Origin of the sequence: uncultured Agrobacterium sp., assembly GCA_913777615.1 — a bacterium.
GTDB lineage: Bacteria > Pseudomonadota > Alphaproteobacteria > Rhizobiales > Rhizobiaceae > Agrobacterium.
On the sequence record CAJYTK010000006.1, the window covers coordinates 16,726 to 42,116 of the forward strand.

22 protein-coding genes are annotated in these 25,391 nt (G+C 56.3%); 11 read left to right on the top strand and 11 right to left on the bottom strand.

Annotated elements, in window-relative coordinates; genetic code table 11:
- Window positions 1–14: 14 nt before the first annotated feature.
- From QZ862_RS04560 to traA, 3 genes are read right to left on the bottom strand one after another with little or no spacing between them, the layout of a single operon-like run.
- The gene (locus QZ862_RS04560) at window positions 15–1,181 is read right to left on the bottom strand and encodes a conjugal transfer protein TraB (protein WP_296097801.1); all 1,167 of its coding nucleotides are present in this window, start codon (window positions 1,179–1,181) and stop codon (window positions 15–17) included.
- A complete protein-coding gene (gene traF, locus QZ862_RS04565; RefSeq protein ID WP_363315898.1) occupies window positions 1,171–1,737 on the bottom strand; it encodes a conjugative transfer signal peptidase TraF in 567 nt (188 codons plus the stop codon). Before traF ends, QZ862_RS04560 begins: the two co-directional genes overlap by 11 nt.
- The gene (gene traA / locus QZ862_RS04570; RefSeq protein WP_296097805.1) at window positions 1,734–5,054 is read right to left on the bottom strand and encodes a Ti-type conjugative transfer relaxase TraA; all 3,321 of its coding nucleotides are present in this window, start codon (window positions 5,052–5,054) and stop codon (window positions 1,734–1,736) included. Before traA ends, traF begins: the two co-directional genes overlap by 4 nt.
- A gap of 254 nt (window positions 5,055–5,308) precedes the next feature.
- Between traA and traC the strand changes: the two genes are divergently transcribed.
- The 4 genes from traC to QZ862_RS04590 all read left to right on the top strand — a co-directional run bounded on the left by traC (window position 5,309) and on the right by QZ862_RS04590 (window position 8,423).
- On the top strand, window positions 5,309–5,605 hold the full coding sequence (gene traC, locus QZ862_RS04575; RefSeq protein WP_112360148.1) for a conjugal transfer protein TraC: 297 nt from the start codon (window positions 5,309–5,311) through the stop codon (window positions 5,603–5,605).
- Window positions 5,606–5,609: 4 nt separating this feature from the next.
- Entirely contained in the window at window positions 5,610–5,825 is a 216-nt protein-coding gene (locus QZ862_RS04580) for a type IV conjugative transfer system coupling protein TraD (RefSeq protein WP_153312769.1), read from the top strand.
- Entirely contained in the window at window positions 5,812–7,746 is a 1,935-nt protein-coding gene (gene traG, locus QZ862_RS04585) for a Ti-type conjugative transfer system protein TraG (RefSeq protein WP_296021825.1), read from the top strand. Before QZ862_RS04580 ends, traG begins: the two co-directional genes overlap by 14 nt.
- Window positions 7,747–8,084: 338 nt before the next feature.
- A complete protein-coding gene (locus QZ862_RS04590; protein ID WP_296021823.1) occupies window positions 8,085–8,423 on the top strand; it encodes a WGR domain-containing protein in 339 nt (112 codons plus the stop codon).
- Here QZ862_RS04590 and QZ862_RS04595 read toward each other — a convergent pair.
- The 8 genes from QZ862_RS04595 to QZ862_RS04630 all read right to left on the bottom strand — a co-directional run bounded on the left by QZ862_RS04595 (window position 8,402) and on the right by QZ862_RS04630 (window position 17,016).
- A complete protein-coding gene (locus tag QZ862_RS04595) occupies window positions 8,402–8,779 on the bottom strand; it encodes a hypothetical protein (protein ID WP_210251745.1) in 378 nt (125 codons plus the stop codon). The two genes, QZ862_RS04590 and QZ862_RS04595, sit on opposite strands and share 22 nt — an antisense overlap.
- Window positions 8,780–9,216: 437 nt before the next feature.
- Window positions 9,217–9,525, bottom strand: a complete 309-nt coding sequence (locus QZ862_RS04600; protein WP_062597706.1) for a DUF736 domain-containing protein — start codon at window positions 9,523–9,525, stop codon at window positions 9,217–9,219.
- 537 nt (window positions 9,526–10,062) lie between these two features.
- Window positions 10,063–10,380: a hypothetical protein gene (locus QZ862_RS04605; protein ID WP_153312772.1), complete on the bottom strand. Its 318-nt coding sequence runs from the start codon at window positions 10,378–10,380 to the stop codon at window positions 10,063–10,065.
- A 931-nt stretch (window positions 10,381–11,311) separates the two neighbouring features.
- Window positions 11,312–12,787 carry an NAD-dependent succinate-semialdehyde dehydrogenase gene (locus tag QZ862_RS04610; RefSeq protein ID WP_296098103.1) on the bottom strand — a complete coding sequence of 492 codons (1,476 nt, stop codon included), beginning with the start codon at window positions 12,785–12,787 and terminating at the stop codon, window positions 11,312–11,314.
- Window positions 12,788–13,045: 258 nt separating this feature from the next.
- Complete coding sequence (locus QZ862_RS04615; protein ID WP_296021852.1) at window positions 13,046–14,044, bottom strand: ABC transporter substrate-binding protein; 999 nt, start codon at window positions 14,042–14,044, stop codon at window positions 13,046–13,048.
- A 113-nt stretch (window positions 14,045–14,157) separates the two neighbouring features.
- Window positions 14,158–14,931, bottom strand: coding sequence for an ABC transporter permease (locus QZ862_RS04620; RefSeq protein ID WP_296021851.1), 774 nt, complete (start codon window positions 14,929–14,931; stop codon window positions 14,158–14,160).
- Window positions 14,932–15,001: 70 nt separating this feature from the next.
- Entirely contained in the window at window positions 15,002–15,778 is a 777-nt protein-coding gene (locus QZ862_RS04625; RefSeq protein WP_296021848.1) for an ABC transporter permease, read from the bottom strand.
- Between the two features lie 119 nt (window positions 15,779–15,897).
- Window positions 15,898–17,016, bottom strand: a complete 1,119-nt coding sequence (locus QZ862_RS04630; protein WP_296021813.1) for an ABC transporter ATP-binding protein — start codon at window positions 17,014–17,016, stop codon at window positions 15,898–15,900.
- Between the two features lie 194 nt (window positions 17,017–17,210).
- On the opposite strand from QZ862_RS04630, the gene QZ862_RS04635 reads away from it, so the two are divergent.
- From QZ862_RS04635 to QZ862_RS04665, 7 genes are all read left to right on the top strand, one after another.
- Complete coding sequence (locus tag QZ862_RS04635; RefSeq protein WP_062597711.1) at window positions 17,211–17,897, top strand: GntR family transcriptional regulator; 687 nt, start codon at window positions 17,211–17,213, stop codon at window positions 17,895–17,897.
- Between the two features lie 109 nt (window positions 17,898–18,006).
- Window positions 18,007–19,341 carry an aspartate aminotransferase family protein gene (locus QZ862_RS04640; RefSeq protein WP_296021809.1) on the top strand — a complete coding sequence of 445 codons (1,335 nt, stop codon included), beginning with the start codon at window positions 18,007–18,009 and terminating at the stop codon, window positions 19,339–19,341.
- Window positions 19,341–21,056, top strand: a complete 1,716-nt coding sequence (locus tag QZ862_RS04645; RefSeq protein ID WP_296097807.1) for an acetolactate synthase catalytic subunit — start codon at window positions 19,341–19,343, stop codon at window positions 21,054–21,056. The genes QZ862_RS04640 and QZ862_RS04645 overlap by 1 nt, the downstream gene beginning before the upstream one ends.
- Complete coding sequence (gene fabG / locus QZ862_RS04650) at window positions 21,053–21,832, top strand: 3-oxoacyl-ACP reductase FabG (RefSeq protein WP_296021807.1); 780 nt, start codon at window positions 21,053–21,055, stop codon at window positions 21,830–21,832. The genes QZ862_RS04645 and fabG overlap by 4 nt, the downstream gene beginning before the upstream one ends.
- 21 nt (window positions 21,833–21,853) lie before the next feature.
- On the top strand, window positions 21,854–22,513 hold the full coding sequence (locus QZ862_RS04655; RefSeq protein ID WP_296021805.1) for a response regulator transcription factor: 660 nt from the start codon (window positions 21,854–21,856) through the stop codon (window positions 22,511–22,513).
- Between the two features lie 674 nt (window positions 22,514–23,187).
- Window positions 23,188–24,033: a response regulator transcription factor gene (locus QZ862_RS04660; RefSeq protein ID WP_296097809.1), complete on the top strand. Its 846-nt coding sequence runs from the start codon at window positions 23,188–23,190 to the stop codon at window positions 24,031–24,033.
- Between the two features lie 107 nt (window positions 24,034–24,140).
- Complete coding sequence (locus QZ862_RS04665) at window positions 24,141–25,364, top strand: aminotransferase class I/II-fold pyridoxal phosphate-dependent enzyme (protein ID WP_296097811.1); 1,224 nt, start codon at window positions 24,141–24,143, stop codon at window positions 25,362–25,364.
- The last annotated feature ends 27 nt before the right edge of the window (window positions 25,365–25,391 follow it).

A 25,391-nucleotide genomic window follows, 5' to 3' on the forward strand; every position in this document is an offset into this window, starting at 1 on the left:
GCAAACTCCATGTTTCAGATGTTGAATGAGATGACGAGAGGAAGATTGAACAGGCGGGCCCAAGCCTCGCTGCTCGCCCGTTGAATGTCGATGATCGACGTCCCCGCGGTCCACCAAGCGTTTCCGACTGCAATGATAAGGTCGGGGCGGTGGAATGCCGATTGCAAAACTGGCCAGACGAGGAGTTGTTCGTAGCAGATCAGCGGCGCGACTTTTGAAGTGCCGACCTCTACGACGGCATTCGCAAAGAAATGTGCCCGCGCGCCAGATTCATCATCACCACCAATCCAGGCCCTCCAAGGCTGCCACATCGATCCGGGCACCGGCATTCGCTCCCGGTAGAGAACCTCCGTCTTCCCAGCGGATATCATCACGAGCACGTTGTCGTAGCCGCGACCATCAATGAGAGCCGCTCCAGCGACGACGGTGATACCGGTCCCGGCGAGCCCTTCGTGCCAGACGCGAGCAGCCGTCGGCGTCCAGAAACCGAGAGCACTTTCCGGCAGCACAACGGTTGTGCCAGGCGGCTGGGCAAGAGCAACGTCGATCAGCTCTTTTTGCCGGTTGATACCAGCTTCGCGTCCTAAAGACGCGCCCATTTGGAGGTCGACACCCATCCACGACGCAGGTAGGTTTAGCGGCGTCCACTGAGCGGCGGAACAGAGCCAGAAGCCTGTTATGGCCATGGCTGCAGCCGGCCTGTATCGCGTTGTCAGGACGCCCAGGCTGGCTGCCATCACGGCCAGACCCCACCATCCCCACCCTGGGAACACAACACCTGCGGCGGTGATAGGATGCGCCCATCCCAGAATGCCAAAAGGTGGCACCGCCATCATCAGACACGCGGCGATGTATCGCGAAGGTGTCTGCCAGCCCTCGCGATTGGTCCAGAGCGCCACATGGACTGCCACATACGCGGAAGAGCCGACGAACCAGAGCAGAAGTCCGGGCCAGATATCCTGACCATAGAAGTTTGCCACGCCTTGCGGTAGTCCACGCGATGCAGCGAGGAAATACGCTGCGGAGATTCCGGCTGCCTGAAGTCGTGTCCGTGCAAGGGACCAAAGCACGGGGAAGGCACATGCAACGGGGAGAAGGAGCGCCTGACCACTCCAACCGATCCATCCGGCGCCAGCCGATAAAATGAAGAGGAGACCCGTTCGGAAGAAATCACGGTGCATAGGTCCAGACCTCCTGCGCCAATCCGAGGACGCCATCCATCGACAAAGGACCAAAGTACCGGCTATCGAACGAACCGGGGAACTCGGAATGGAGAAAGACCGTGCCGGGCGGAACGACACCACCGTCATAAGGCGTCATCTCGCGCCCTTGGCCATCCACGCCGGAAACCCTCGAATGAGGGAGCGGGCGGCCATCGACGCGCACGACGTCACTGATTTGGATCGCCTGTCCGGCTGTCGCAACAACCGTTTTGATCAATGGTGCGACGAGGCCTTCGCAGAGCCCGAAGCGGAGATATCCCCGCGCCCGCGCCTTGTGCATCGCGTCGGTGTCCGGTGGGCAAATGAAAACTAGATCACCGACCAAGATCGGGCGATTGGGCTTGACAATCCGCCACAAACCCAAGGGCTCGCTGGGTGTAAGATTAACCCGAAAACCTGCCCCTCCGAGAAGCAAAATGAGGCCAAGCGTTATCAAGCTGACGCTGCAGAACCGATAGAACCAGACGAGCCGTCTCATGCGCCACGGCACTCTTTGTCGATGACGCATCTTCATTGGAGAGTGAGCCCCTGAGACCTTGTCTGCCGAATTGCTTCAGTCTGTTTGAGTGCCGTCACGCTGCGCTCGTAGGCAGACAGTTGCTGCACCGTCCTCATCGTGTTCCAGGCCTGCTGCACCTCACTCTTCTGGGCGGCGTTCATGCCGGACGTCACGCGCTGGAAAGTCTCACCGGCTGTGTCCTTCGCTGCGAGGGGCAGGAAGGTTCTTTCTCCGAAGCGTTCGGTGACTGCCTTGGCGAAACCTTCGAGTTCGGCCTTCACCATTTTGTCGGCAAGCGCATATTCGAGCCCCGAGGGCAGGTCGTTACGGTCGATGGCGTCACGGACGCGTTCCAGCACGCTTTTTGCATTGGACGAGAGGGCAGGGATCTCCAGCGCGACCTGCCTGCGGACCGCAAGCTCCTCGGCCCGATTTCGCCGTTCGGCATCGCCACGCTGGCGGAGATAATCGCTGATGCTGTCGGCGAGCGGCGTGATATTCTTCAGCGCCCGATCCCGGTCGATCTTGTCGCCGCGGCTGGCGAGTAGACCCGTCTTGCCCTTGAGTGCACCGAAGGTTTCAGGCTCGCTCGCAATCTTAGCGATGGTCCTTTCGGCAACCACCTGGTCGCGCAACATCGCGTCGACGTTGACGGCTTTGAACGCGCTTTCCGGCTGCGCGTAGACGTGATGGAAGCGCATCGAGACTTCTTCCCATTGCTTCTTCAATGTCGGATCGGATGCAAGCTTGTCCTCAACTGCCTGATCGATCGATTTCGGGAAGGTGGTGATACCGGCCACCATTGGTTTGTTCTCCTTTGCTAACGTTCGAATTGTGCTGGCCGTCGAGGAGGCAAAGCCGAGCTTGGCGCCCATGGCCGTGAGCCGGCCGGCGAGATCGACAAGCTTTTGCTTCTGCCGGATCGTCCATTTGAGACGATCACGCGCAACGGTTCTGGCAACGTTGACGATGTGAAGGCCGCGCGCCTCGGCAAAGCGCAATGCCTGCCGGTAGATGCTGCCGCCGGCGTAATCGAGCGTCGTTTCTTTGGAATTCCTGCGCGACAGGATCTCGACCAGACCGCCGGCCTTGGCGAAGGATCGGCTGCCGTAATAGACGCCAAGATCCTCGCGGTGGCGGGTCATTGCCACATAGGTGAGGTGACGATCGAGCGAGAGGGACGCCAGCACCTTGACCCGGTCTACGGTCGCGCCCTGGCTTTTGTGCACCGTTGTGGCATATCCATGATCGACATTGTTGTAGAAGCGCTGTTCGACGATAACCTGGCGCAGGTGCTCACCCTCGCCGATGACGGACACGAGACGACCAGGTGCTGCTTCCACCACCTTGCCCAGCATGCCGTTCTTGACGCCGATCGAGCCTTCGTTCTTCAGGAAGACGATCTGGTCGCCGGCAGCAAAACTTCTGACACCGTCGGCGGTCTTGAACGGCGAACCATGTTCGATGATGCCGCGCTCGATGAGCTTCGTGCGCGCCAGCTCATTCAGCATTCGGACGTCACGGCGCAAGTGTGCTAGGATCAATGTCGACTTGACAGGATCGTAATCCCGGTTCCAATCGGCAATGAGGTTGGTGACAGCATCGGCCTTCAGCTCAAAGCCGATCATCTTGCCATTCGACTGATAGGCTGAGACGGCTTTGCCGACATGACCGCGCGCAAGATCGAGCGATGCATCGCGCATCCATTGCTCACGCTGGCGATAGATCGTTTCGAGTTCCGCATAGCCGATGCGATCGGCGATCGCCCGGAGCGCAGCCCCGGCTTCGATCGGCTGAAGCTGCTCCGGATCGCCGACAAGCACGAGCTTGGCGCCAGCTTTTGTGACGGCTTCGACGAATGTCGCCATCTGCCGTGACGAAACCATGCCGGCCTCGTCCAGCACGAAGACCGTTCTATCGTCGAGCTGCCCGCGACCTTGGCTCCAGCGGAGCTCCCAGGACGAAAGCGTGCGTGAAACGATACCCGCTTCCTTCTCCAAACCTTCCGCCGCCTTGCCGGCGAGGGCACCACCAACGACACGATAACCGGCTGCTTCCCATGCCTCGCGCGCCGCCTTCATCATCGTTGTCTTACCGGCGCCAGCGCGGCCGATCACGGCGGCGATCCGCGCACCACCGGCAACGTGTTCGATTGCGGTCTTCTGCTCTTCGGACAACCGTTGGTGACGTCCAAACGTCGCTTCGAGCGCCGTCGGCCGGACACCATGCGACGACTGCTGCGAGAGCCAGATCGCCCGATTAGCCATCTCGGCTTCGAGACAGAGTAGTTCGCGTGTCGTATATTTTGCCGGCGTACGGACCCCAGTCGCGAAGTCAATGCGTTCGCGATCAAGCCGGATGGTTTCGGGGCTCTGCAGGATGCGCGCCATCATGCTTTGGAAGAGACCTGCATCATCGATATAGCGATGAAGGATCTTGGCGACGTCTCGTTCGTCGAAGACACTCTTCTCCCGGGTGATAAGATTAAGCACGATCTCCGGACGACGCTGGATCCGACGGGCGTTCTCTGCTCGTCGCTCTTTCTGCAACTCCAGTCGTTCGAGCGCAGCTTCTTCCCCCGCAGGTCCATTCCCACCGGCTGCTTTCCGCTCGATCGCCTTCGTGCCGACGCCAAGATGGATAGTCGGCGTCAGATCGATGCCCTGCTTCTCAAAGGACCGGCCATCGATCCTGATATCGAGTCCGGCAAGCGCGAGATGTCGGCTCTGGCAGGCGAACCAGCCGTCGCGAAACGCATTGAAATCATCGAGCCCGCCAGCCCAAAGCTCGTAGACGATCTTGCCGCTATCGTTGCGCAGCGCTCTGCCATCCGGTCCCCTAACCGCCACCTTCTTCGAGCCGAAACCGTCTTCGGTCAGCGGCCGCAAAGTGGTCATCAGATGAATGTGCGGATTGCCCGGTGCGTCGTGGAAAACCCAGTCCGCCACCATGCCCTGGGCGGTGAGGTGGCGTGCCACGAAATCCCTGACGAGCTCGATATTCTGCTGGGTTGACAGCTCGATCGGCAGGGCGATGGTGACATCCTTGGCGAGCTGCGCATCGGAGCGTTTTTCGAACGCCTCGACTTTATTCCAGAAGGATTCGGAGGCGCCAGATACGGATCGATCGGAAATCAAGGATTGCAGCCAATCAGGTGCGTCGGCCGGAATCACAAACTCCTCGTGCAGCAGACCCTGCTTGCGGGTGTAATCGATGGTGCGGGCTTCCCGCTCGTAGTCCATTTTAGCGCAATGCCGATACGCCGCCGACAGCACTGCGCTGCGGCCGGAGCCGCGCGTAACGATGCTGACTGAGAAATGCGGAACGGCCATTACCGGACGAGCTCCTTCAACCCAACGAAATCAACTTGTTCATGAGGAGCGGAAGGCCCCGCCAGGGCCTAGAAGCATGGCGTCGCATCAGCGACGTATAATTGCGCCCTTCGGATCCGTCCTTCGAACGGTCGGGATGATGCTCAAAAGCGTAGGCTCCGCCTACTCGCATTTCTGCTAGTAGATCGGCATGCCGATCTGAAGGACTCTGGATGCGTGAACCACGTAATGCAGCAACAGAGGACAATCCAGAGATGAAAAAGCCATCATCCAAGATCCGCGAAGAAATCGCCAAGCTTCAGGAACAGCTCAAGCACGCGGAAACGAGAGAGGCCGAGCGTATTGGTCGCATCGCACTTCGGGCAGGCCTCGGCGAGATAGAAATCGAGGAGAGCGAGCTTCAGGCAGTGTTCGATGAACTGGCCAAACGCTTTCGCGGAGGCAAGCCGGGCACGAGCGGACGGAACGGCACAGGGGAAAGCGCCACGGGCAGTGGGCGTTCACAAGCGCTCTCGTTTGGCGCGACTTCGGGCAGCGATCGTGAGGCTTGAAAGGATGAGGAGGAAAGCTACGTCCGATGCCCGGAAGAAGGATACGCGTGACAAGATTGAGCTCGGCGGCCTGATCGTCAAAGCAGGCCTTCGTTTTGAGGGGCGGGCGCTTTTGCTCGGCGCATTGATCGACCTGCAGAAGCGGCTGAAGTCCGACGAAAAGGAGCGAACACGATTGACGGCGATCGGGGAGGAGGCGTTCGGCAATGAAGGCGAATAGGATCGTTTTCATCGTTCTGCCTGTGGCCATGATGAGCGCTGCCATGCTCGCGATGACAGGCTTTGAGACGCGGCTTGCCGGATTAGGAAACTCCGAAGCGGCAAGGCTTACTCTTGGACGGGTAGGGGTCGCCGCACCCTATATGTTGGCGGCTGCGCTCGGCCTGATTTTCCTGTTCGGAACGGCTGGGTCGCCGAGCATTCGCGCTGCAGGCCTTGGAGCCGCTATCGGCAATACGGTGGTCATCCTGGTGGCGTGCTTGCGGGAAGGAATACGCTTGGCAGTGCTCTCACCCCAGGTCCCAGCCGGAAAGTCTGCGCTATCCTACCTCGATGGCCCGACCATGATCGGCACGGCCGCTGCACTGATGTCAGGCTGCTTTGCAGTGCGGGTGGCGATGGTCGGCAACGCCGCATTTGCGCGGGCTACGCCGAAGCGCATCGTTGGCAAACGCGCTCTGCACGGCGAGGCCGACTGGATGACACTTGCCAGAGCCGAAAAGCTGTTCCCGACGACCGGCGGCATCGTCGTCGGTGAGCGGTATCGCGTCGACCGTGACGGTGCCAGCGGTGTTTCCTTCCGTGCAGATAACAGTGAGACGTGGGGTGCTGGAGGCCAGTCGCCCCTGCTTTGTTTCGACGGATCGTTCGGCTCCTCGCATGGTATCGTCTTCGCTGGATCGGGCGGTTTCAAAACGACCGCGGTCACAATCCCGACTGCTCTGAAATGGGGCGGACCGCTCGTCGTGCTCGATCCGTCGAACGAGGTCGCGCCCATGGTCTCGAAACATCGTGAAGACGCCGGCCGGCGCGTCAGGATCCTCGATCCGCGCATGCCCGCGAACGGCTTCAACGCCCTCGACTGGATCGGTCAGTATGGCGGCACCAAAGAGGAGGACATCGCCTCGGTCGCATCATGGATCATGAGCGATAGCGGTCGCGCGTACGGAGTGCGCGACGACTTCTTCCGTGCTTCAGGCTTGCAACTCCTCACCGCAATCATCGCCGACGTCTGCCTGTCCGGTCATACGCCGAAGGACCAACAGACGCTGCGCCAGGTACGCAGAAATCTATCAGAACCCGAAACGAAGCTTCGCCAGCGACTCCAGGATATCTTCAACAATTCGGATTCGGACTTCGTGAAAGAGAACGTCGCCGGTTTCGTCAACATGACGCCGGAAACATTCTCCGGCGTCTACGCCAACGCCATCAAGGAAACACACTGGCTCTCTTACCAGAACTATGCGTCGCTGGTCTCGGGTTCGACATTTCGAACTGAGGACATCGCATCCGGAACGACAGACGTGTTTATCAACATCGACTTGAAGACACTGGAGACCCATAGCGGATTGGCGCGTGTCGTGATCGGCTCATTCCTGAATGCGATCTATAATCGCGATGGCGCGATGGAAGGGCGGGCGCTGTTCCTGCTCGATGAGGTCGCGCGGCTCGGTTACATGCGCATTCTGGAGACCGCCCGGGATGCTGGCCGCAAGTATGGCATCACGCTGACAATGATCTACCAGTCGATCGGCCAGTTGCGCGAAACCTATGGGGGGCGCGACGCGTCCAGCAAGTGGTTCGAGAGCGCGAGCTGGATCAGCTTTGCCGCAATCAACGATCCGGAAACAGCAGATTACATTTCTCGCCGCTGCGGTATGACGACCGTCGAGATCGATCAGGTTAGCCGCAGCTTTCAGTCGCGCGGGTCGTCACGTACCCGGTCAAAGCAGGTTGCCGCTCGGCCGCTCATCCAGCCGCATGAAGTGCTGCGGATGAGAGCTGACGAGCAGATCGTCTTCACGGCAGGAAACCCGCCGCTCAGGTGCGGTCGCGCCATCTGGTTCCGGCGAAACGATATGAAAGCTTGCGTGGCGCAGAGCAGATTCTCGCCGCGCGCAGCGCCCCGCCATTCAAAATGAAGAGCATCGGAGAAATCAGCATAGCGACGACCGCCAGGGCGTGATTTCGGGAATTCTCGTCATGCTTCGGTCGGTTATCGGGCAGCCGCAGGAGGCTTAGCATAGCGCCGCGTTAGCGGAAGCCGGGACCGACTGCCCCCGACCGAGGCATTCTGCTTGAGAAAGCCGTCTACTGGTCGGGTACCCCCTTCGGTCAGTCCGCCGAAGACCTCCGTCACCGCGTTGCTGATGGCTTGGCCAATAGCGAAGATCGAACGGGGACTTCGTTCGCGACAGCGCATAGACACGTACGCCGGAGGCGGACCGGCCAAGCACGACTGCATCGCCAGATCACGAAAATGAATCAATCACTCCCGAGCGATTCAAAACTGTCGTTGGACGAAGATTCCAAAAAGCACGATCATGCCGAGATGATCATCCAGCCCTATAACCTTTATATCGAGCGCTCAGACGCCACGAGAAACATGGCTCGCTTCTATGCGATGTCGATCGAGCCAAACCTTTTTGGGGAAGCTTGCCTGATGCGACGTTGGGGTCGTATCGGAACGCGCGGCCAGACGATGAGTCACCATTTCGAGACTGAGCAGGAGGCAGTCGATCTGTTTTTAGAGCTTCTCCGTCAGAAAAAGCGTCGCGGCTACTCATCCGTGGCCCATCAGGAGCCCGCGGGTAGATGACAGGGCTCGTAACCTTGAAGGGCGAGGATGAAGACGAGAACAGGAGTGGGTGCTGATAGGAGAGCGTCGAGATCAATCCGAGCGACCTTGTTGGCTTTGGTCGTGGCGTTTTCAGCTTCCAACACGTCAATCAACATCCAGCTTACTTGAGCGACAAAAGCCTCGAGGTAAGCCTCCAATTCCAATAATGCGTTGCGGTCTGGCGTATGGCCTGCGTCGTCGATAGAGATACTAATTGGCAAACCCGCCAGAAGATTTGATCGCCAAAATCGACACGCCGGATGTGGGCGAGCCAAGGTGCTCGTGGAGCCGGCACTTGGCAACAGCGCGACAGACATGATGCTCAAGCTGATCAACGGAGGTCCCTTAGAGATTTAAGCGGGGCCTGGCTGTGATGTCGACCGATATGGCCGCAAGCGTCGCGTCGTGGTCAAAAAGGACCGTAGTCTTGGATCTGGATTTCGAGTTCGTAGGTCGTGTTCGTCTCCTCGACCTTTGTGAACTATGACAGACGAGTCCGGGAGGGGATGGCAAGGCCAAGGATCGCGCCATCGACCGGAAATCTGTGGAGTGGGGGCCGATTTGCGGCAGCTGCCCTCAAAGACGGGTAAAGCAAATTGGGGGCACTGCCCATCCTAGAGGCCGGCGCACTCACCTGACACAATCATACATTCTGAGCAGCTTCCTGCTCCGTATGCCACCCCTAAATCCGGACTCGGCTCAATGCCTGATCAGGCTCTGATCTCTTGGTAGGAAAGAAGGCCCCGCCAGTGGCGGAGCCTCGTGATTCTGATTAGTCATGGTTCGGGCGGGACCAGATGAGCTGGAGGCCTTCCTCGCCTTCGACCTCGGCGAGCGTCGCGTAGATCGGAGCCGGGAAGCTTGGATCGTCGAGCTTAACCGAGAGATAGTCGCGGCCCTGCTCGGAGGTCCTCTGCCAAGCGGCGCCCAGCTCGACGCTGCCGGCGTAGACGCGGAACTGCGGGCCCTTGTCGGATGGGTTCTCGACCCGAGCGATGCGGGCCTTGACGTTCAGGGCGAGAGTTCGGATGGAGCCGGTGAAGCCGTTTTCGGTGGAGGTGAAGTTGCCGATGGTAGCCATTGTCGTATTCCTTTTCTCGTGTTGGGGCCGCGCCCACCGCGGCCTCGATGGCAGTCGACAAGACCGGAGACGATCGGACCGCACCTGATAAGGCCGCAATGCAATGAAGGGCGGCAAGTCGCATATTTGTTAGTGGGCGAGGAGGAGCCCGTGAGGGATACGGGGTAAGAAATCTGAGCCTTGTCGTTGCGGGAAGGCGATCGAGGCGCAGCCGGTCTCCGGTCAGACATGCCTCATCGAGCCGCAGATGGGTTGCCGGGAACCCTGTCGTAAAGGGATATTGCAATAGCCTGCCTCGGCATTTTCCCCGAGCACACTGGCATCCGTTCCATCACCTCGCTCGCGCCGCCGTCACCGCTCACTTCAGTTGGGGAAACGAGACGGCCCGAACACTGGCCTGCTTGCCCGCTATGCCTCGTGCGATATCGTGCATCCGCGAATCGCGGCCTGCAGGATCAATTTTTCGATCCTCACTTTCGATTCGAACCGACGCTCGAAGACGAGACTGCTAGCATCAGCCATAACCCGATGATGGGACTAGGTTCGGCGCCCGAGAAGGGCGAGACCATCTGAAAGCATACGCTTCAAGATCAGCTTCCTGCTTTCCGCTGAAGCAGGACCAGCTTCGGCGATAGCGACAGCAGCAGGCGGTGGGTCGGCGGCCCCGGAATTTGAGAGCTTGAAAGGTTCTTCGGCCACTGAGGAGACAACGACATGCGTGATTGTCGTCTCATCCGACTTGACCGCGACGGTGACCTGTCCTCCAGAGCGAAGGCGGCCGACGCCTATCTGAGCGGCCTCCTGCTCATCCTGTGCTTCGACCAGCGATGTCTGCGTCACGAGAAAAAAAGGCATGTTCGTCCACGAAGTTTCTTAATGCAGATCTCATTCGCGAAGGCTGCGCGGTCAAGGTGCAGCATCACATTTGCGGTCGCATCAGACAAAAAAAGGCGCTCAACCCGAAAGGGGAGCGCCTTCTTCTGTATCCCGGGACAACGTCGAACGCCGCGGCGATTGCAGCGAGCAGGACATCGGCTCATCGGGAAGTAGTCCTTAGATGTTATCGATGGAGAGCTATTTCAAGCCGAAAGCGCGGATCCAGAGTCATTTACCAAGGCAGATGTGCGTTCATGGCTCAAGAGCCGACCAGCAAAGTAGCGAGATGGCGTGGTACAAAGCGCCTTCCTGAACATGACGATGAAGGCCGTCGGAAGGCGCCAGCCCCGAAACATTTCTGACCTGGTGCTCGCAAGGACAATGAGTTGGTTGACCAAACGCGATCTCGTCATCGCCTGGTCGTGATCGCCAGCAAAGTCAAACGAAAGATAAAAAAATGGGCCAGCGGAAATCGCGGCCCATGAAGTGCGGAGATTTGAAACCTCCAGAGGGGAACAGCTGCTGCGGCGGAACTGGGAGGCTACCGCCATGTGCAACAACTAACGCCATTATGCACGATTTTTGATCAGCCTAACAACATTTATTGTGCAACGCAGCTATGCACGAGTGGCGACACCTTCCTTGTTTGGGTGTGAAGCGAGTTGAACCTCGAATAGCTACAGTGCCAGCCGCCATCCTGCAGATCGTTCGCGACGAAGCCGGTACGGGTCGGAGTCGACATTGTCGGCGAGCGCACGGCCATTCTGTTTTGCACGAGTACCCGTAGACTGATTGCCTATAGCGTGACGGTCTGGCACCTCGTTTGACCGGCATAGCATATGGTTACCCGCCGCCTCCAAATAGACTCCATGCCTTACTGAGAACCTATTTTGGCAACGTGCCGGCGCCTTTAAAGACCCAAGCACACGTATTTGAGTTCGGTGTAGTCATCTACACCGTATTTCGATCCCTCGCGTCCGAGTCCAGACTGCTTGACACCTCCGAAAGGGGCCAATTCTGTGGAGATAAGACCTGTGTTTACGCCGACCATCCCAGTCTCCATATCATCGGCGACCCTGAAAATGCGAGCAAGATCCTTCGAATAGAAGTAGCCGGCCAGTCCAAACTCTGAGTCATTGGCCGAACGGATCACTTCCTCTTCCGTATCGAACGAGATGAGTGGGGCCAAAGGCCCAAAGGTTTCTTCGCGAGTAACTTTCATGTCCGAGGTCACAGCGACAAGCACCGTGGGAGCGAAGAACTGCCCGCCGGTTTGGACTGAAGAACCGCCGGCTACCACGCGTGCACCGTTTGCCAGAGCGTTGTCGAGATGACTCTTGACCTTCTTCATCGCGTTGCCGTCAATCAGAGGTCCGATCTCTACGCCAGCGTCAAAGCCATTCCCGACCTTGAGGGCGTCAACGCGTTTCGCGAGCTTGGCCGCAAACTCATCATAGACGCTTGATTGGACATAGATGCGGTTTGCACAAACGCAGGTTTGCCCTGCGTTCCGGAATTTAGCCGCAACAGCCCCTTCGACGGCTGCGTCAATGTCGGCATCGTCAAACACTATGAAAGGCGCGTTACCACCAAGCTCAAGGCTGAGCTTCTTGATCTGATCGGCACCCTGACGCATCAGAATGCGGCCGACATTGGTCGAGCCGGTGAATGAAATCTTCGCGACCAACTCATTTGCGCAGAAACTTTGTCCGACCATCTCTGCGTCGCTTGATGTGACGACATTGAAGATACCTCTTGATATTCCGGCGCGTTCGCTAAGGACGGCGAGAGCCAGGGCCGAGAGCGGAGTCTGTGCGGCTGGCTTAGCGATAATCGAGCAGCCGACTGCCAAGGCGGGCGCCAACTTGCGAGCAAGCATTGCGTTCGGAAAATTCCATGGCGTGATGGCTCCAACGACGCCGACTGGCCTTCTTAGTACAAGGATGCGCTTATCGGCCTGATGAGCCGGGATTACATCGCCGTTCAGACGCTTTGCCTCTTCTGCGAACCATTCGATGTAAGCGGCGCCGTAGAGAATTTCTCCCCGGGCTTCTTGGAGTGGCTTGCCCATTTCAGCTGTTAGAATGATCGCCAAATCATCTACGTTTGCCACAACAAGATCGTGGAACTGGCGCAGCATTGAAGCACGTTGCTTGCCCGTCAGCTTAGCCCAAGACTTCTGCGCGTGGCTGGCAGCGTGAATCGCTCTTTCAATATCGTCTGCATTGAGATCTGGCACCGATGCGATCCTACGACCCGTCGCAGGGTCGAGAACATCGAATGTTGCTCCGCTTCCGGTCGCGATCCATTCGCCGTCAACGAACGCCTTTTGTACAAAAAGGCTTGGATCTTCCAATTTCGATGCGAGGTCAAAGTTTCCCACGATGTCGCTCCCTAGAAAGCGCAGCGTCTCACAGCTGCGAATACGATGATCTGAATGTTGGGTGAGCCTCCCACCTTGTAATAGCGGGAGGAAATCTCGATGAGAGTTTGGAGGCCTTGACTTTGCGATGTCCTCCAGCTGGACAACGTTAGAGGGTCGCGGAGGCAAGCTCGATGGGAGTGCCCTGTGACATCTCGCCAACTTGAGCCCTTATTCATGTGGAATGGACAGCCGCTCTCGGCCTTGAGACAAATTTCGCGCTCAGCGGATCCAGCTGTTCCACCGTTGGACAAGCAATCCCATGTTTGCGTTTATCCACTCGGCATCGGGAGTGATGACCTTGCTGTCCATCTCCTCCGCAGATGGCAACCCTTCTTGCGCTTCTTTTGACATCATCCCGAGGGCGCGGCGACTAGGAGGCGTACAGGAAAGCCGCTCGCAGACTTTCGCTTGAGCTTCGGGATGATCGAGCCAGAAAGCCACGAGTTTAAGAGCGTTGTCGTGGTTTTTTGCTCCCTTGATGAGCGCGATGCGGTCGCCAACCAGAAATGCGCCATCGTAGCTCCAGCCAATTTGAAAGCCCTCGGTCTGGAGGGCTTTCGCCCTTGTCAGCCAAATCTGACCGAGACTGTACTCGCCGTTTCGAAAGCCTTGAACGCTTTGGTCGCCTGTCTTCCACCAGAGCTCAACCGCCGGGCGGATGTTTTCAAGTTTCCGCAGAGCTCTCTCGACGTCCAAAGGGAAAAGGTCTTCCTTATTGACACCATCCGCTAGCAGAGCAGCGGCTAACACCCGCCAAGGGTCGTCAAAGTTGGGGAACGCCCTTCCTCCAGGAAACCGCTCGGTATCCCACATGTCGGCCCAATTTTTAGGATTATCACCGCCTTCGCTCGGCTTATAAGCTAGAAGCGTCGCAGTCGACTGAAGACGCGCGCCCCCTCTCGCACAAGTATCGGAGACCAGATCGATGTTTTGGGTGTAATGCTTACAAAACTCGGTCAAATCCTCGGTGATGTCGAAGTGGCGCTGGGATCCAGCCTGGATTTCTCCTTCCAAGAACAGATCCCAAGTCACGTTCCCGGTTTGCACCATTGCTGACGCTTTGGCTCGCTTTTCAGCGTCGGTAGCAGAAACAGCTATTACTTCGATTCCGGTCGCTTCCGTGAAGGGTTCGAACCATTCTTCACGTAAAACTTTTTCGTAAGTTCCCCCTGTTGTGGCAATTACAACATTTTCAGCCCCTTCTGCGGAAAGTGGCATGAGCACTGTGGCAAGCAGCGTAACTGCGACCGAATACCCGACCGCAATTGGGCAAACCTTCGGCGTCTGACCTAAGTGGGTCATTTTAAAGTCCTTTCGAGCTGTTGACTATTCTATTTCGAGCGATTCGCTGTCAGCCGCTGTGCGCAAGCCATGAGAACAAGAGAAATTGCGATAAGCACGGTTGATGCAGCTGCTATTATAGGTGTGAGATTGAAGTCGATGTCCTCGAACATCTTTCTTCCTATGGACTTGCCTCCGATGTCCGAGATGAAAAACGATACCGTCGCATCGTCGAAGGATGCGAGGAAAGAGAAGACCGCGGCGGCCGCTACACTCGGGGCGATAATGGGCAATTCTACTAAGAAGAATGCCTGTACGCGGCTTGCTCCGCAGCTTCTTGCCGCCAGTTCGAGGGTGGTGTCGAGTTTCTGCAATGCAGCGCCGACGACGATCACGACATACGGAACAGCGAGCACTGTGTGCGCAAGCACGAAACCGACAGTCGTGCCAGTCATTCGTAGCGGCGAAAACACCAGATAGAGTGCGACACCGACGACCACATGCGGAACGATCATGGGACCGAGCGCGAGCGCCTGGAGTGACTCCCTGCCAGGAAGGGTGCTTTTCGAGATCGCTAAAGATGCCATAGTTCCGATTAGCGTGGACAACGTTGCTGTCAGAATGGCGATCTTCAAGCTAAAGCGAGTGGCACTCATCCAGTCGGCATCAGCAAAATATGCCTGATACCATTTCAGGGTTAAGCCGCGCGGCGGAAACTCCAGGTAAGACCCATCATTCAGACTTAACGGAACCACCAGCAATGTCGGAAGAACGAGGAATACTAGTATTGCTGTGACGATTGATGCTGAAAGCATCGTCCCCATGACCGCTCTTGTAGGAGTATGAGAATGAGGTTGCTTGGTCAGCAGATCGTGCGAGGCGAGGCTGAGGTTGTCAGATACCACTGGTCAATCCTTTGCTAAGTGCCAACGTCTTTCTAAAGAGGATGATGACTGCCAGCGTGAACGCCAACAGAACAGTGGACAGCGCTGCGGCGAAGGGCCAATCCAGCAGAACCGTCGTTTGCTGACCTATAAGTGTCGCCATCATCAATGAACCCGGTCCACCGACCAGAGCTGGCGTGACGTAGAAGCCGAGGGCCAGCACGAAGCACATGACGCATCCTGCGAATATCCCAGGGAGCGCTAGGGGCACTGTAATCCTGACGAATGCGTGGACAGGTCCTGACCCGAGGGTTCGCGCCGCATTTACGAAGTGCTCCGGTATTGCACGCAGGGCAGCGTAAATGGGAAGGATCATGAAGGGAAGCAGAACATGCGTCATTGCCAAGATGACTGCACCCTGGGTGTAAATCATCTTTAAAGGACTTGAGATCATGCCTGCAGAATTAAGTAGTTCGTTGATCAAGCCGTTGCGTTGCAGGAGCACGATCCAGGCATATGATCTGATGAGTACGGACGTCCACAAGGGGATGATAACGCAGGCTGCTACGATTGTGGCCAATCGCCCTTTGAGGCGCGTCATCGTATACGCGACTGGGAATCCAAGGAGAAGCGCAGCGCCCATAACTGCAACAGCGACAGCGACTGTTGAAAGCAGAACAGCTAGGTAAAGCGGTTCGTCCACAATCCTGATGTAGTGGTAGAAGCTCAAATCAGGCAGGCTCAGAGCGACCAATTTGAAGAGCGGATAAACGAAACCAGCGAGCATCACCAAAAGGAACGGCAAGAGCAACAGCGTGGCTGTGAAATGAGAGTACGTCGTTGCCGAAGACTGTGCGAGCAAAACGCTCTGCCAAGTCGAGCAACGTGACTTGTTTCGAAAGATCCTCATGCAGCGGACCTCTCGGAAGCGGAAAAACAACACATTGCATTTGGTTCGACTATGACATCGACCTCCTGCCCCGGCTTGAAGGGCGCTGCGCTAAAGACGTGTGGAACCTGCGCCTCGACTGCTGGCCGGCCTGGCAGACTAAGCCGGACTATGAGGACCTCATGGGCGCCCATGAAGATTGAATGTTCTACTACACCTGGAATTCGATTAGGTTTTGTTTCCTCGCGTGCGTCGATACCAATCATTTCAGGCCTCAAGGCAATCGTGACCCGCTCCTGTCCGCCTGATGAAACCGTGTGACTTCTGTAGTCGGCTGGCATAGTGAGAGTAATATTTTCGCACAAACGGATATCCTGTCCGCCGTCCTGCCTAGCGAAGCTTTCGCCCTCAAGAAAATTCATCCTCCCCACGAAATCCGCAACGAAAGTCGATTTTGGCGATCGGTAAAGCTCAATAGGGGTGCCAATCTGCATCACCCTTCCACTCTTCATGATGGCGACGCGATCCGACATAGTCAGAGCTTCTTCCTGATCGTGCGTAACATAGAGGATTGTCGCGCCGACAGATTGCTGGATACGTTTAATCTCGATCTGCATGGCTTCTCGAAGCTTCTTGTCAAGAGCTCCCAGTGGCTCGTCCATCAACATAAGAGGCGGCTCGAAAGCGAGCGCGCGCGCGACCGCAACGCGCTGTTGCTGACCGCCCGACAATTGAGCTGGCAGTCTGTCCGCAAATGATGCCAGCTGAACAAGTTCAAGCATCTCGTCTGCCCGTGACTTCCATGTTTCCTTCCATCTTTTTTTCAACTTCAATGGGAAGGCGATGTTCTGTCTCACCGTCAGGTGGGGGAAGAGGGCGTACTTCTGAAACACCATTCCGATGTTGCGGTCGTTGGGAGCAAGCTGCGTCACCTCCTTCGAACCGATAATGATTTCCCCACTGCTCGGCCGCTCAAACCCGGCGACCATGGACAGGATACTCGTCTTGCCGGAGCCGGACGGACCGAGCACAGACATGAACTCACCAGCGTTGACGGTTAAATTCAAATCATCGACGGCGAGCGTGTCATCGTATCGTTTCACCAGGCGATTAAGTTGTAAGGCTTCCCCGATCAAATTGTATCCTCCTCATCTCGTGGGTGCAGATCGGCTTATGAATCAGCCAGTTTGTCAGAACGAGACAGACCCGGCGACGAGACGTCCAAAGCGTGGTAGAAACCCGCAATTGGCGTCACATAAGCTTTACACTAACTTCACATTTGATTTTTGTGACATCAAAAAATGAGCGAGTCAACAAGGATCGAGGGAATATGGCAGGTAGTGCGCGTGATGAGGGTGATGTAGCTGCCCAGGGGCAGCGTATGGGGAACGCCGTATACGACGTTCTCCGCGAACGAATGATCAGAGGACGCTACGCCCCCGGCTACAAGTTCACCGTCAGAGGTGTAGCCGCCGAGCTGGACGTTAGTACCACGCCGGCTCGCGACGCTCTCAATCGACTCATAACGGAGTCGGCGCTCGTATTCTCAGGACCCAAAACACTGGTTGTGCCGACCATAAATCGCAGCCAGCTGAAGGACATAACAGTCACGCGGATCGCTCTCGAGGGCACCGCTGCTGAATATGGGGCGCGGAATGCGACAGCGGAAACTATTCAGCGACTGCAGGAAATTCAGATAGTTATCAACACTGCACTGCAAGAAGGCAGGTATCAGGACGCACTTTGGCACAATAAGGAATTTCACTTCGAGGTATACAATCTTTGCGGCATGAGCGGCCTTCTTGAGATAATAGAATCGCTATGGGTACGCATTGGCCCGACCCTCCTCAATCTCTATCCTGAATTCGCCGAAACACGGAGCGGCGTACACAATCATCTCGTCGTGATTGAGGCCCTCACCGAGCAGGATCCGATTAGCGTCAAAGCTGCGTTTGAGAACGATATTCGCGACGGTTACAGAAAATTACGGCGAGAAGCGCCAGACAAACAAGGATAAGACACAACCTAAAGATTGATGTCACATATTGACTCTTCCTATTTTTGTTGCAACAAAAATGTGAAGAGCAGGCAAACCTGTTCTTTCAAACTTGGTGAGGACAGAGATTATGACATCAGATCGCAGGGCAGCGCCGGCTCACACGACCGGAGGAAAGCTATCGGAGGAACTCTTCGAACGTGCACGATTAGTGTTTCCGGGCGGCATCACGAGGGCGACGGTTGAGAGAGATCCTTTTCCCGTCTTCGCGGATTTTGGCGAGGGCGCATATCTAACAGATGTCGACGGGCGCCGTTTTCTCGACCTGAACAACAACTTCACGACGCTCATCCATGGTCACGGATTTTCACCCGTCGTTGAGGCGACCGCCGCAGCACTCCGCCGCGGTACATGCTTCGCTAATCCAATGAAACATGAGATCGAACTTGCAGAGCTGCTTGTTGATCGAATTCCTGCCGTTGAAAAAATCCGCTTCGTCACCAGCGGTACCGACGCCGTCATGTTTGCGATCAAAGCGGCGCGAGCAGCAACGGGACGGACCGCTGTTGCGCGACTGGCAGGCGCTTATCACGGCGCTTACGACTGGGCGGAAGCCGGACAGACAACCGCTGCTGGTATGCCGGTTTCGAGCTTCACCGGTACGCCGAGTTATGTCCTCGACGACGTCATCGTCATCGATTTTAACAATGTAGCGGATTTGAAACTGAAAGTGGAGGAGAACGCGCATCGTCTTGCGGCACTTCTCATTGATCCCATGCCTAGCCGCGCCGGCCTTATGCAGCCGCTTCCCGAATTCCTTGAGACCGCTAACCTCCTGGCCAAGAAACATGGTGTGGTACTGATAGCCGACGAGGTTCTCAACTTGCGGCAAGGATTTCACGGAGCCTCCCATCGATACGGTCTCGAACCGGACCTGATTACGATGGGGAAGATTATCGGCGGCGGCTTCCCTATAGGTGCGGTCGGTGGACGCGCTGAGATCATGAACCTCTTTGCAAGTGACAATGGGGTTGCTGGACTCCCACAAGGTGGCACTTTTGCAGCGAACCCTGTCTCGATGATGGCGGGCAAGGTTGCAATGGAGGCATTGACGAGAGCCACATTCGAACGGCTCGAAGAGCTGGGTGACCGCGTCAGGGGCGGTTTGGCGTCACGCATTGCCCATCACGACGCAGCTTTTTTCGTGACTGGCGCCGCTTCATTATTTCGCGTCCATGTCAGTTCAACAGCGTCGAGTAGTTCCCGACATAAGCACGCCGTGTCTAACGATGCAAAGACACTAAGCCGCCTGCACCGCCATTTCGCAGCGCATGGCATCATTTTGCCACGAGGAGCGGCAGCCTCGCTCTCTACTCCGATGAGCGAAGGGGATGCTGACCAGATCATTTCTGTCTTTGACGACTTTTTAGCTTCCGATTCTAACAAAGCCGGGGAGGCCGCATAATGACGACGAATACTACAAACTGCACGGTTGCGGAGCAGATAGCCACAGGCCTGATGAGGCATGGAGTCGAATTTATTTTCGGTCAAAGCCTCCCGTCAGCAGTGATACTCGCGGCCGAGAAACTAGGCATCCGGCAAGTCGCCTACCGGCAGGAGAACATGGGCGGGGCGATGGCAGATGGATACGCCCGTCGTTCTGGGAAAGTAGGAATTGTTGCGGCTCAAAATGGCCCAGCCGCAGCACTTCTGGTAGCGCCCCTGGCGGAAGCGATGAAAGCAAGCGTTCCCGTCATCGCATTGGTACAAGATGTCGAGCGTGATCAGACGGACCGGAACGCATTCCAGGACCTCGATCAGATCAGCCTCTTTCAATCCTGCACGAAATGGGTCAAACGCATCAATGTAGCGGAACGCGTCGACGATTACCTGGACGCAGCGTTCACGGCAGCGACATCCGGAAGACCAGGCCCTGTCGCCCTTCTCCTTCCGGCTGATTTGCTGAGGGCGACTTCGGCAACGCAGACGAGACTGAGACGCAGAAGTCTCGGTAATTGGCCACTTGACCGATTCAGACCTTCAGATGAGCAGATCGACATTGCCGCCCATGCGATCGCCGCAGCCCGCAACCCCGTCGTCATAGCAGGCGGTGGCGTCATCACTTCAAATGCGATCGATGAGTTGAGGCTTCTGCAGGACAGATGCTCTCTGCCAGTCTTCACAACCAATATGGGGAAGGGGGCGGTAGATGAATTTCACCCCCTTTCTGGAGGCGTTCTAGCGTCGTTGGTGGGTCCTAAGTCACTTGGCCGCCATACGCTTCCAATCGTTCAAAATGCGGATCTCGTTCTCTTGGTCGGCACAAGAACTAACCAGAACGGAACCGACAGTTGGAGACACTATGGGCAGGACGCAACGATTATACACATCGACGCTGACCCACAGGAGATTGGCCGAAACTACGAAGCAATCCGGCTATTTGGCGACGCGCATGAGACGCTCAAAGCTCTGCGGCAAAAAGTAGAGTCGCTCGATCCAGACGGTCGGATGAAGTCACGGAACGGAGTCGAGAAGAAGCTCAGCGAATGCTGGGAAGCATTCAATGCAGAGCGGCAGGTCTACTCAGCCTGCGAAGAAACTCCTATGAGGCCTGAGCGCGTTATGGCGGAGCTTCAAACGCTCCTCGGCCCGAATACGACGGTCGTCGCGGACGCGAGTTACTCATCGATGTGGGTGATCGGTCAATTACGCATCTCATCTCCTCAGACACGTATCATAACGCCTCGGGGCCTTGCAGGGCTTGGTTGGGGAGTGCCTTTAGCTATCGGGGCGAAAGTGGCCGCGCCCTCGAGCGACGTTGTTGCGCTGGTGGGCGACGGCGGCTTCGCTCACAGCTGGGCGGAAATCGAGACTCTTGTGCGCATGGACATCCCAATCACGATCATCGTCTTGAACAACGGTATCCTTGGCTTCCAGAAAGACGCAGAGACCGTAAAATTTGGGGCGTACACGACGGCGTGCCACTTCGTCGACGTCGATCACGGCGCCATTGCTCGCGCGTGCGGGTGTGAAGCGGTTCACGTGTCCGGGCCGGACCAGCTCACCAACACACTTGCGCGGATCAAAGGCCGGACATCGCCGCTCTTGATTGAAGTCAAAACGGATCCCGACGCCCATCCGGCGTTGTCCCTATTCGCGCAAATGGATAGCGCGGCATGACCGAGGACCGGAAGAGCAGGACCGTAATCGTCGCAGGGGGCACGTCAGGGATCGGACTCTCGATCGTCCAACGACTTCTTGGTCTTGGCTACAGGGTAGCCGCATTCGGACATACGGAGAGCGCGTCGCAAGTGGCGCGCTCCACTTTGGCCGAAGCGCTTGCCTCAGGCAGGGCGCTGATCGAGAAAGTGGATGTCAAATCCCAACGGGAGATCAACCAGTTCTGCCAGAAGGTCAACACCGTCTGGGGAAGTGCCGATACGATGGTCTACTGTGTCGGCATCTCCCCCAAAGACGCGAATGGGAATGCAAGAAGGTTCGGGGACGTGCAACCCGGCGAATGGGATGAGGTCATTGCCACGAACTTGACGGGAGCGTTCTTGTGCACGCGAGCGACGATTGGGCCGATGGCAACTAAAGGCTTCGGTCGGATCGTTCTGATCGGCTCGCTTGCAGCTCGCACCAGACCTCAAGTCGCTGGTGTCGCTTATACTGTTTCAAAAGCTGGACTGGGCGGACTTGCGAGGGCTTTAGTCAGCGAATTTGCGAGCAAAGGCGTTACCGTAAACGTGATTGCTCCTGGCCGAATTATAACTCCGATGTCCGGGTCGCCAGAAAGCCCTGTGAATATCGAGGCAATGAAACGCATCCCTGCAGGTCGATTGGGGGTGGCGGACGATGTTTCCGCCGCAGTTGCTTTTCTAGTTTCGGAAGAGGCAAGCTTCATTAACGGGGCAATTTTGGACGTCAACGGCGGCGAGTTCGTACCAACCTGAGGCCTTTTGGGAGCAGCGATAGTGCGTCCTATCATCGTTCACACCACCGACCCTGAACTTTACCTCATACTCCGATACGTGCTTCAGCAGGCAGAGCATACGGTGGAAATTGCCTCAAGCATCGACGGGATAGTCTCCAAAGCTAAGGCGATGGCAGGTAAGGGTGCAGCCATACTTGCACTCCCCGCATGTACTCTTATGGCTGCAGCAAATCGGCTTCAAGTTGACCGAACTCATTTGGACCTGGTCGCTTTTCCGTTTGCCGAAGAGCGCTTGGCTTACAATGCAAATCAACTCTTCGACTTTGTCATCAACCGCCCATTCGAACCGCAAGAACTTCTGGATTTTTTGCGCAGCGACCAAGTTGAACGTGGCGGCTCACGCGGCTCAGACATAATTCGTTTTGCTGATGTCCAGATAGATGTTGCGGCAAGACGGGTGAAACGCGGCAATTCTCAGATTGAACTTACACCGCTTCATTTCAGGCTTTTGCAGCATCTCGCCGAGAATACCGAGCGTGTCGTCAGCCGTGACGATCTTATTGATGCCTGCTGGCCCGCGGGGGCGAACGTCGAGCCGCGAACTGTAGATATTCATATTGGTCGGATAAGGCACAAGCTGTGCTCATGTGGGAGCGACTTGATCAGGACCATTCGTGGAGAGGGCTACGTCCTCAAATAATGCCATTGATCGCAAGTTGTTCAGTACGTTAGCCTTCATCAAATAAGTTTGCTACTGCCGCGCGTGTGCTCGACGCCGTCATCGAGTGGATAGTCATTTCACGCAGTTCGCCGACCCTCTTCACGTCTTGATGCGCAATTGGCGCTGCTGCGGTGACGCCAAACTCCACCAGTTTGAGTTTTGTAGCGAACCGCAGCGACAGGTCGCATCGTCATATCGACGTCGATCAAGAACCCAGGAATTTGCCACACCAACCTAGTTTAACGTTGTGAGCTTCTTAAACACGGCGGTCCAAAACCTGAATTCTTCTGCGTCACCGTCAAGTCGCGCATCCAGAGCGCAGAACGCAACAGCTGTGGCTGCCTGTTCACCGAATAGGCCGCGAACGAAGTCAGCCGCTGAATTGAGACGCGCGTCGTTGACTTGATTGTAGGCACGGCGCGAATGTCCCGCCGTGTAGCTCGAATATGTCATTGTGCCTCCTACGCCCAGACGCAGGAATTTGGATGAAGCCGGGCGTTTTGGCTCATAAATGAGATACAGGCATTCGCTGTATTTTCGCCCCTTGGCTTCCTTGCAGCGTGACTTCGAATATTAGCGGAGTGACACAACACACACGTATTTTTTTGATGTCACAAATTTTTGACGATTTCAACCGAATATAAATTTTTCAGATGATTTCTGACAGTTATAATAGGACATCAAATATCATAAGCGATATTTTCGAAGATTTTGTGACATCAAAATTGATGTGCAGGATAAAGCTTGCGAGGATATCAATGACCGAGAACGCGACTGAGTGGTCGAAGATAGCAGTCTACACGAACAATCCAGACTATTTCACCATCCTGAAACATATTCTCAACGGCGCAGGCTTCAGCGCTCTTTTGTGCAATCGAAAGGATCTGGAAGAAAAATTGTCAGTCTGCGGAGTTGCGGGCATCGTCTTGGACGCAGAAGTCGACGATGCTGTCAGCGTTTGTCGGTTGATAAAGTCCAAGGAAGCCACCACAGCTCTCCCGCTTCTCGCTGCAATCCCCAATGGGAATACGGAGCTCTACATGTCGCTGATGAGAGAGGGCGCGGACCAGTGCCTCGTCCGACCCTTCTGGCCGCCACATCTCATCGCCTTTCTAAGAAGCATAAATTTCGCTCCCGGAAGCAAACACGATCGACCGTCGGCCGTTGAAGCATCTCAACTTTGGCCAATCGAGGTTGATCATAGCCGTAAACAGGCAATTGTGAACGGCAAGTCACTGCATCTCGGTCCAATCGAATTCAAACTCCTGTCACACCTATTGAGCGACCCAGGGAGAGTGTTCAGTAGAAAGGACCTGATAGAAAACGCTTGGCCACCCGAGGTGTATGTGCAGTTACGCACCGTAGATGTGCACGTCGGTCGTCTCAGACGACAACTTCAGACTGCCCTAGGTAGAAATGTGATCCGGACCGCCAGGACCAACGGCTATGCCATCGAGTTCGACATGCCAGAAGGGGGGCGGACATCAACCGAATTATGAAATCGGGTGTCGCAAAGCTTTCATTTAACATTTCGACGCCGTTTGTTGAACGACATAGATTTTAGCTCAAGCTCCTCAGCATGTTGAAAATGCGGAGGAGCGAACCAATGACCACTGATAGACGGGAGTCTTATCACCCCACGCGCAACACTCGAGATCTCATCGATCACGCGCAGAGCTATTTTTCGGCAGCTCATAATCAGGGCCTGATGGCACTCTACGCCATCCCCGGTGAAGGGCGTACGGTGGACATCATCGACGACGGCCAGCCCGTGCGAAAGGTGACCGATTTCGTAAGGTGCTCGTACCTCGGCCTGGACAACCATCCAACCCTTGTCGAAGGTGCTATCGAGGCCATGCGAAGATATGGCGCCCTTCACTGGTCTTGCGCGCGAACCCGGCTTAATTTCGCAATTCTTGCTGACCTGGAAGAACGGCTTTCCAGTCTTTTTCAAGCGCGCGTTGTCACCTACACCACCGTGCTTGCAGCCAACATGGGAGCTTTACCGATCATCGCGTCGGGACATCTCACATCGGGGAAAAAGCCCCTCATGGTGTTCGACCGTCACGCCCACGCAACGCTGGCGTTTCACAAAGGAACTGTTGCGCTCGAAACACGAGTGGAGACCATTTCTCACAACGACATGAACGCGCTTGAAGACTTGTGTCGTGCAAACGAAACGGTGGCTTATATCTGCGACGGAGTCTATTCGATGGGCGGTAGCGCTCCGATTGCTGACCTGAGAACGCTCCAAGATCGATACGGCCTGTTCCTCTATATTGACGACGCCCACGGAGTTTCAATTTGGGGCAAAAGCGGTGAAGGTTTCGCACGATCGCAGTTGGCAGGACAACTGCACGAACGAACAATCATAGCGGCGTCTCTAGGCAAAGGTTTCGGCGCTTCAGGAGGGCTTCTGATGCTCTCGACAGCTCGGCAGGAAGAGCTGTTCCGACGATACTCAATAGCGCATGCTTTTTCAGCCTCGCTCAATGTCGCAGCGATTGGCGCGGCGAATGCTTCGGCTCTGCTTCATCAGACGGATGTGTTGGCCCATCGACAAGCTATCCTCCAAGCCAATCTCGCAATCTTCGACGACCTGGTGCACACGGAGCAAAGAGGGGCATTGCTCCCCATCCGGACGATCCAACTGGGTTCGGAAGATCGGGCGGTGTCCGTCGTGCGGCAGTTGCTGGATGATGATTTTTACACCTCCGCGATATTCTTTCCCACAGTTGCCAAGGGGAGGGCAGGGGTTCGAGTGTGTCTTACTGCGTCCCATGACGAAGTGGACGTTCGACGACTCTGCGAAGCTATAGCAAAGTGCTGACTCCAGCCATTCAGCATGCGTCATGAG

Excerpts from the sequence above, each read along its gene's own strand:
- QZ862_RS04640 (WP_296021809.1), top strand. The coding sequence starts at position 18,007 with ATGACATCAGATCGCAGGGCAGCGCCGGCTCACACGACCGGAGGAAAG.
- QZ862_RS04635 (WP_062597711.1), top strand. The coding sequence starts at position 17,211 with ATGGCAGGTAGTGCGCGTGATGAGGGTGATGTAGCTGCCCAGGGGCAG.
- fabG (WP_296021807.1), top strand. The coding sequence starts at position 21,053 with ATGACCGAGGACCGGAAGAGCAGGACCGTAATCGTCGCAGGGGGCACG.
- QZ862_RS04600 (WP_062597706.1), bottom strand. The coding sequence starts at position 9,525 with ATGGCTACCATCGGCAACTTCACCTCCACCGAAAACGGCTTCACCGGC.
- QZ862_RS04620 (WP_296021851.1), bottom strand. The coding sequence starts at position 14,931 with ATGGGGACGATGCTTTCAGCATCAATCGTCACAGCAATACTAGTATTC.
- QZ862_RS04605 (WP_153312772.1), bottom strand. The coding sequence starts at position 10,380 with ATGCCTTTTTTTCTCGTGACGCAGACATCGCTGGTCGAAGCACAGGAT.
- QZ862_RS04590 (WP_296021823.1), top strand. The coding sequence starts at position 8,085 with ATGAATCAATCACTCCCGAGCGATTCAAAACTGTCGTTGGACGAAGAT.
- QZ862_RS04645 (WP_296097807.1), top strand. The coding sequence starts at position 19,341 with ATGACGACGAATACTACAAACTGCACGGTTGCGGAGCAGATAGCCACA.
- traF (WP_363315898.1), bottom strand. The coding sequence starts at position 1,737 with ATGAAGATGCGTCATCGACAAAGAGTGCCGTGGCGCATGAGACGGCTC.
- traA (WP_296097805.1), bottom strand. The coding sequence starts at position 5,054 with ATGGCCGTTCCGCATTTCTCAGTCAGCATCGTTACGCGCGGCTCCGGC.
- QZ862_RS04615 (WP_296021852.1), bottom strand. The coding sequence starts at position 14,044 with ATGCCACTTTCCGCAGAAGGGGCTGAAAATGTTGTAATTGCCACAACA.
- traC (WP_112360148.1), top strand. The coding sequence starts at position 5,309 with ATGAAAAAGCCATCATCCAAGATCCGCGAAGAAATCGCCAAGCTTCAG.
- QZ862_RS04560 (WP_296097801.1), bottom strand. The coding sequence starts at position 1,181 with ATGCACCGTGATTTCTTCCGAACGGGTCTCCTCTTCATTTTATCGGCT.
- QZ862_RS04625 (WP_296021848.1), bottom strand. The coding sequence starts at position 15,778 with ATGCTCGCTGGTTTCGTTTATCCGCTCTTCAAATTGGTCGCTCTGAGC.
- traG (WP_296021825.1), top strand. The coding sequence starts at position 5,812 with ATGAAGGCGAATAGGATCGTTTTCATCGTTCTGCCTGTGGCCATGATG.
- QZ862_RS04580 (WP_153312769.1), top strand. The coding sequence starts at position 5,610 with ATGAGGAGGAAAGCTACGTCCGATGCCCGGAAGAAGGATACGCGTGAC.
- QZ862_RS04660 (WP_296097809.1), top strand. The coding sequence starts at position 23,188 with ATGATTTCTGACAGTTATAATAGGACATCAAATATCATAAGCGATATT.
- QZ862_RS04665 (WP_296097811.1), top strand. The coding sequence starts at position 24,141 with ATGACCACTGATAGACGGGAGTCTTATCACCCCACGCGCAACACTCGA.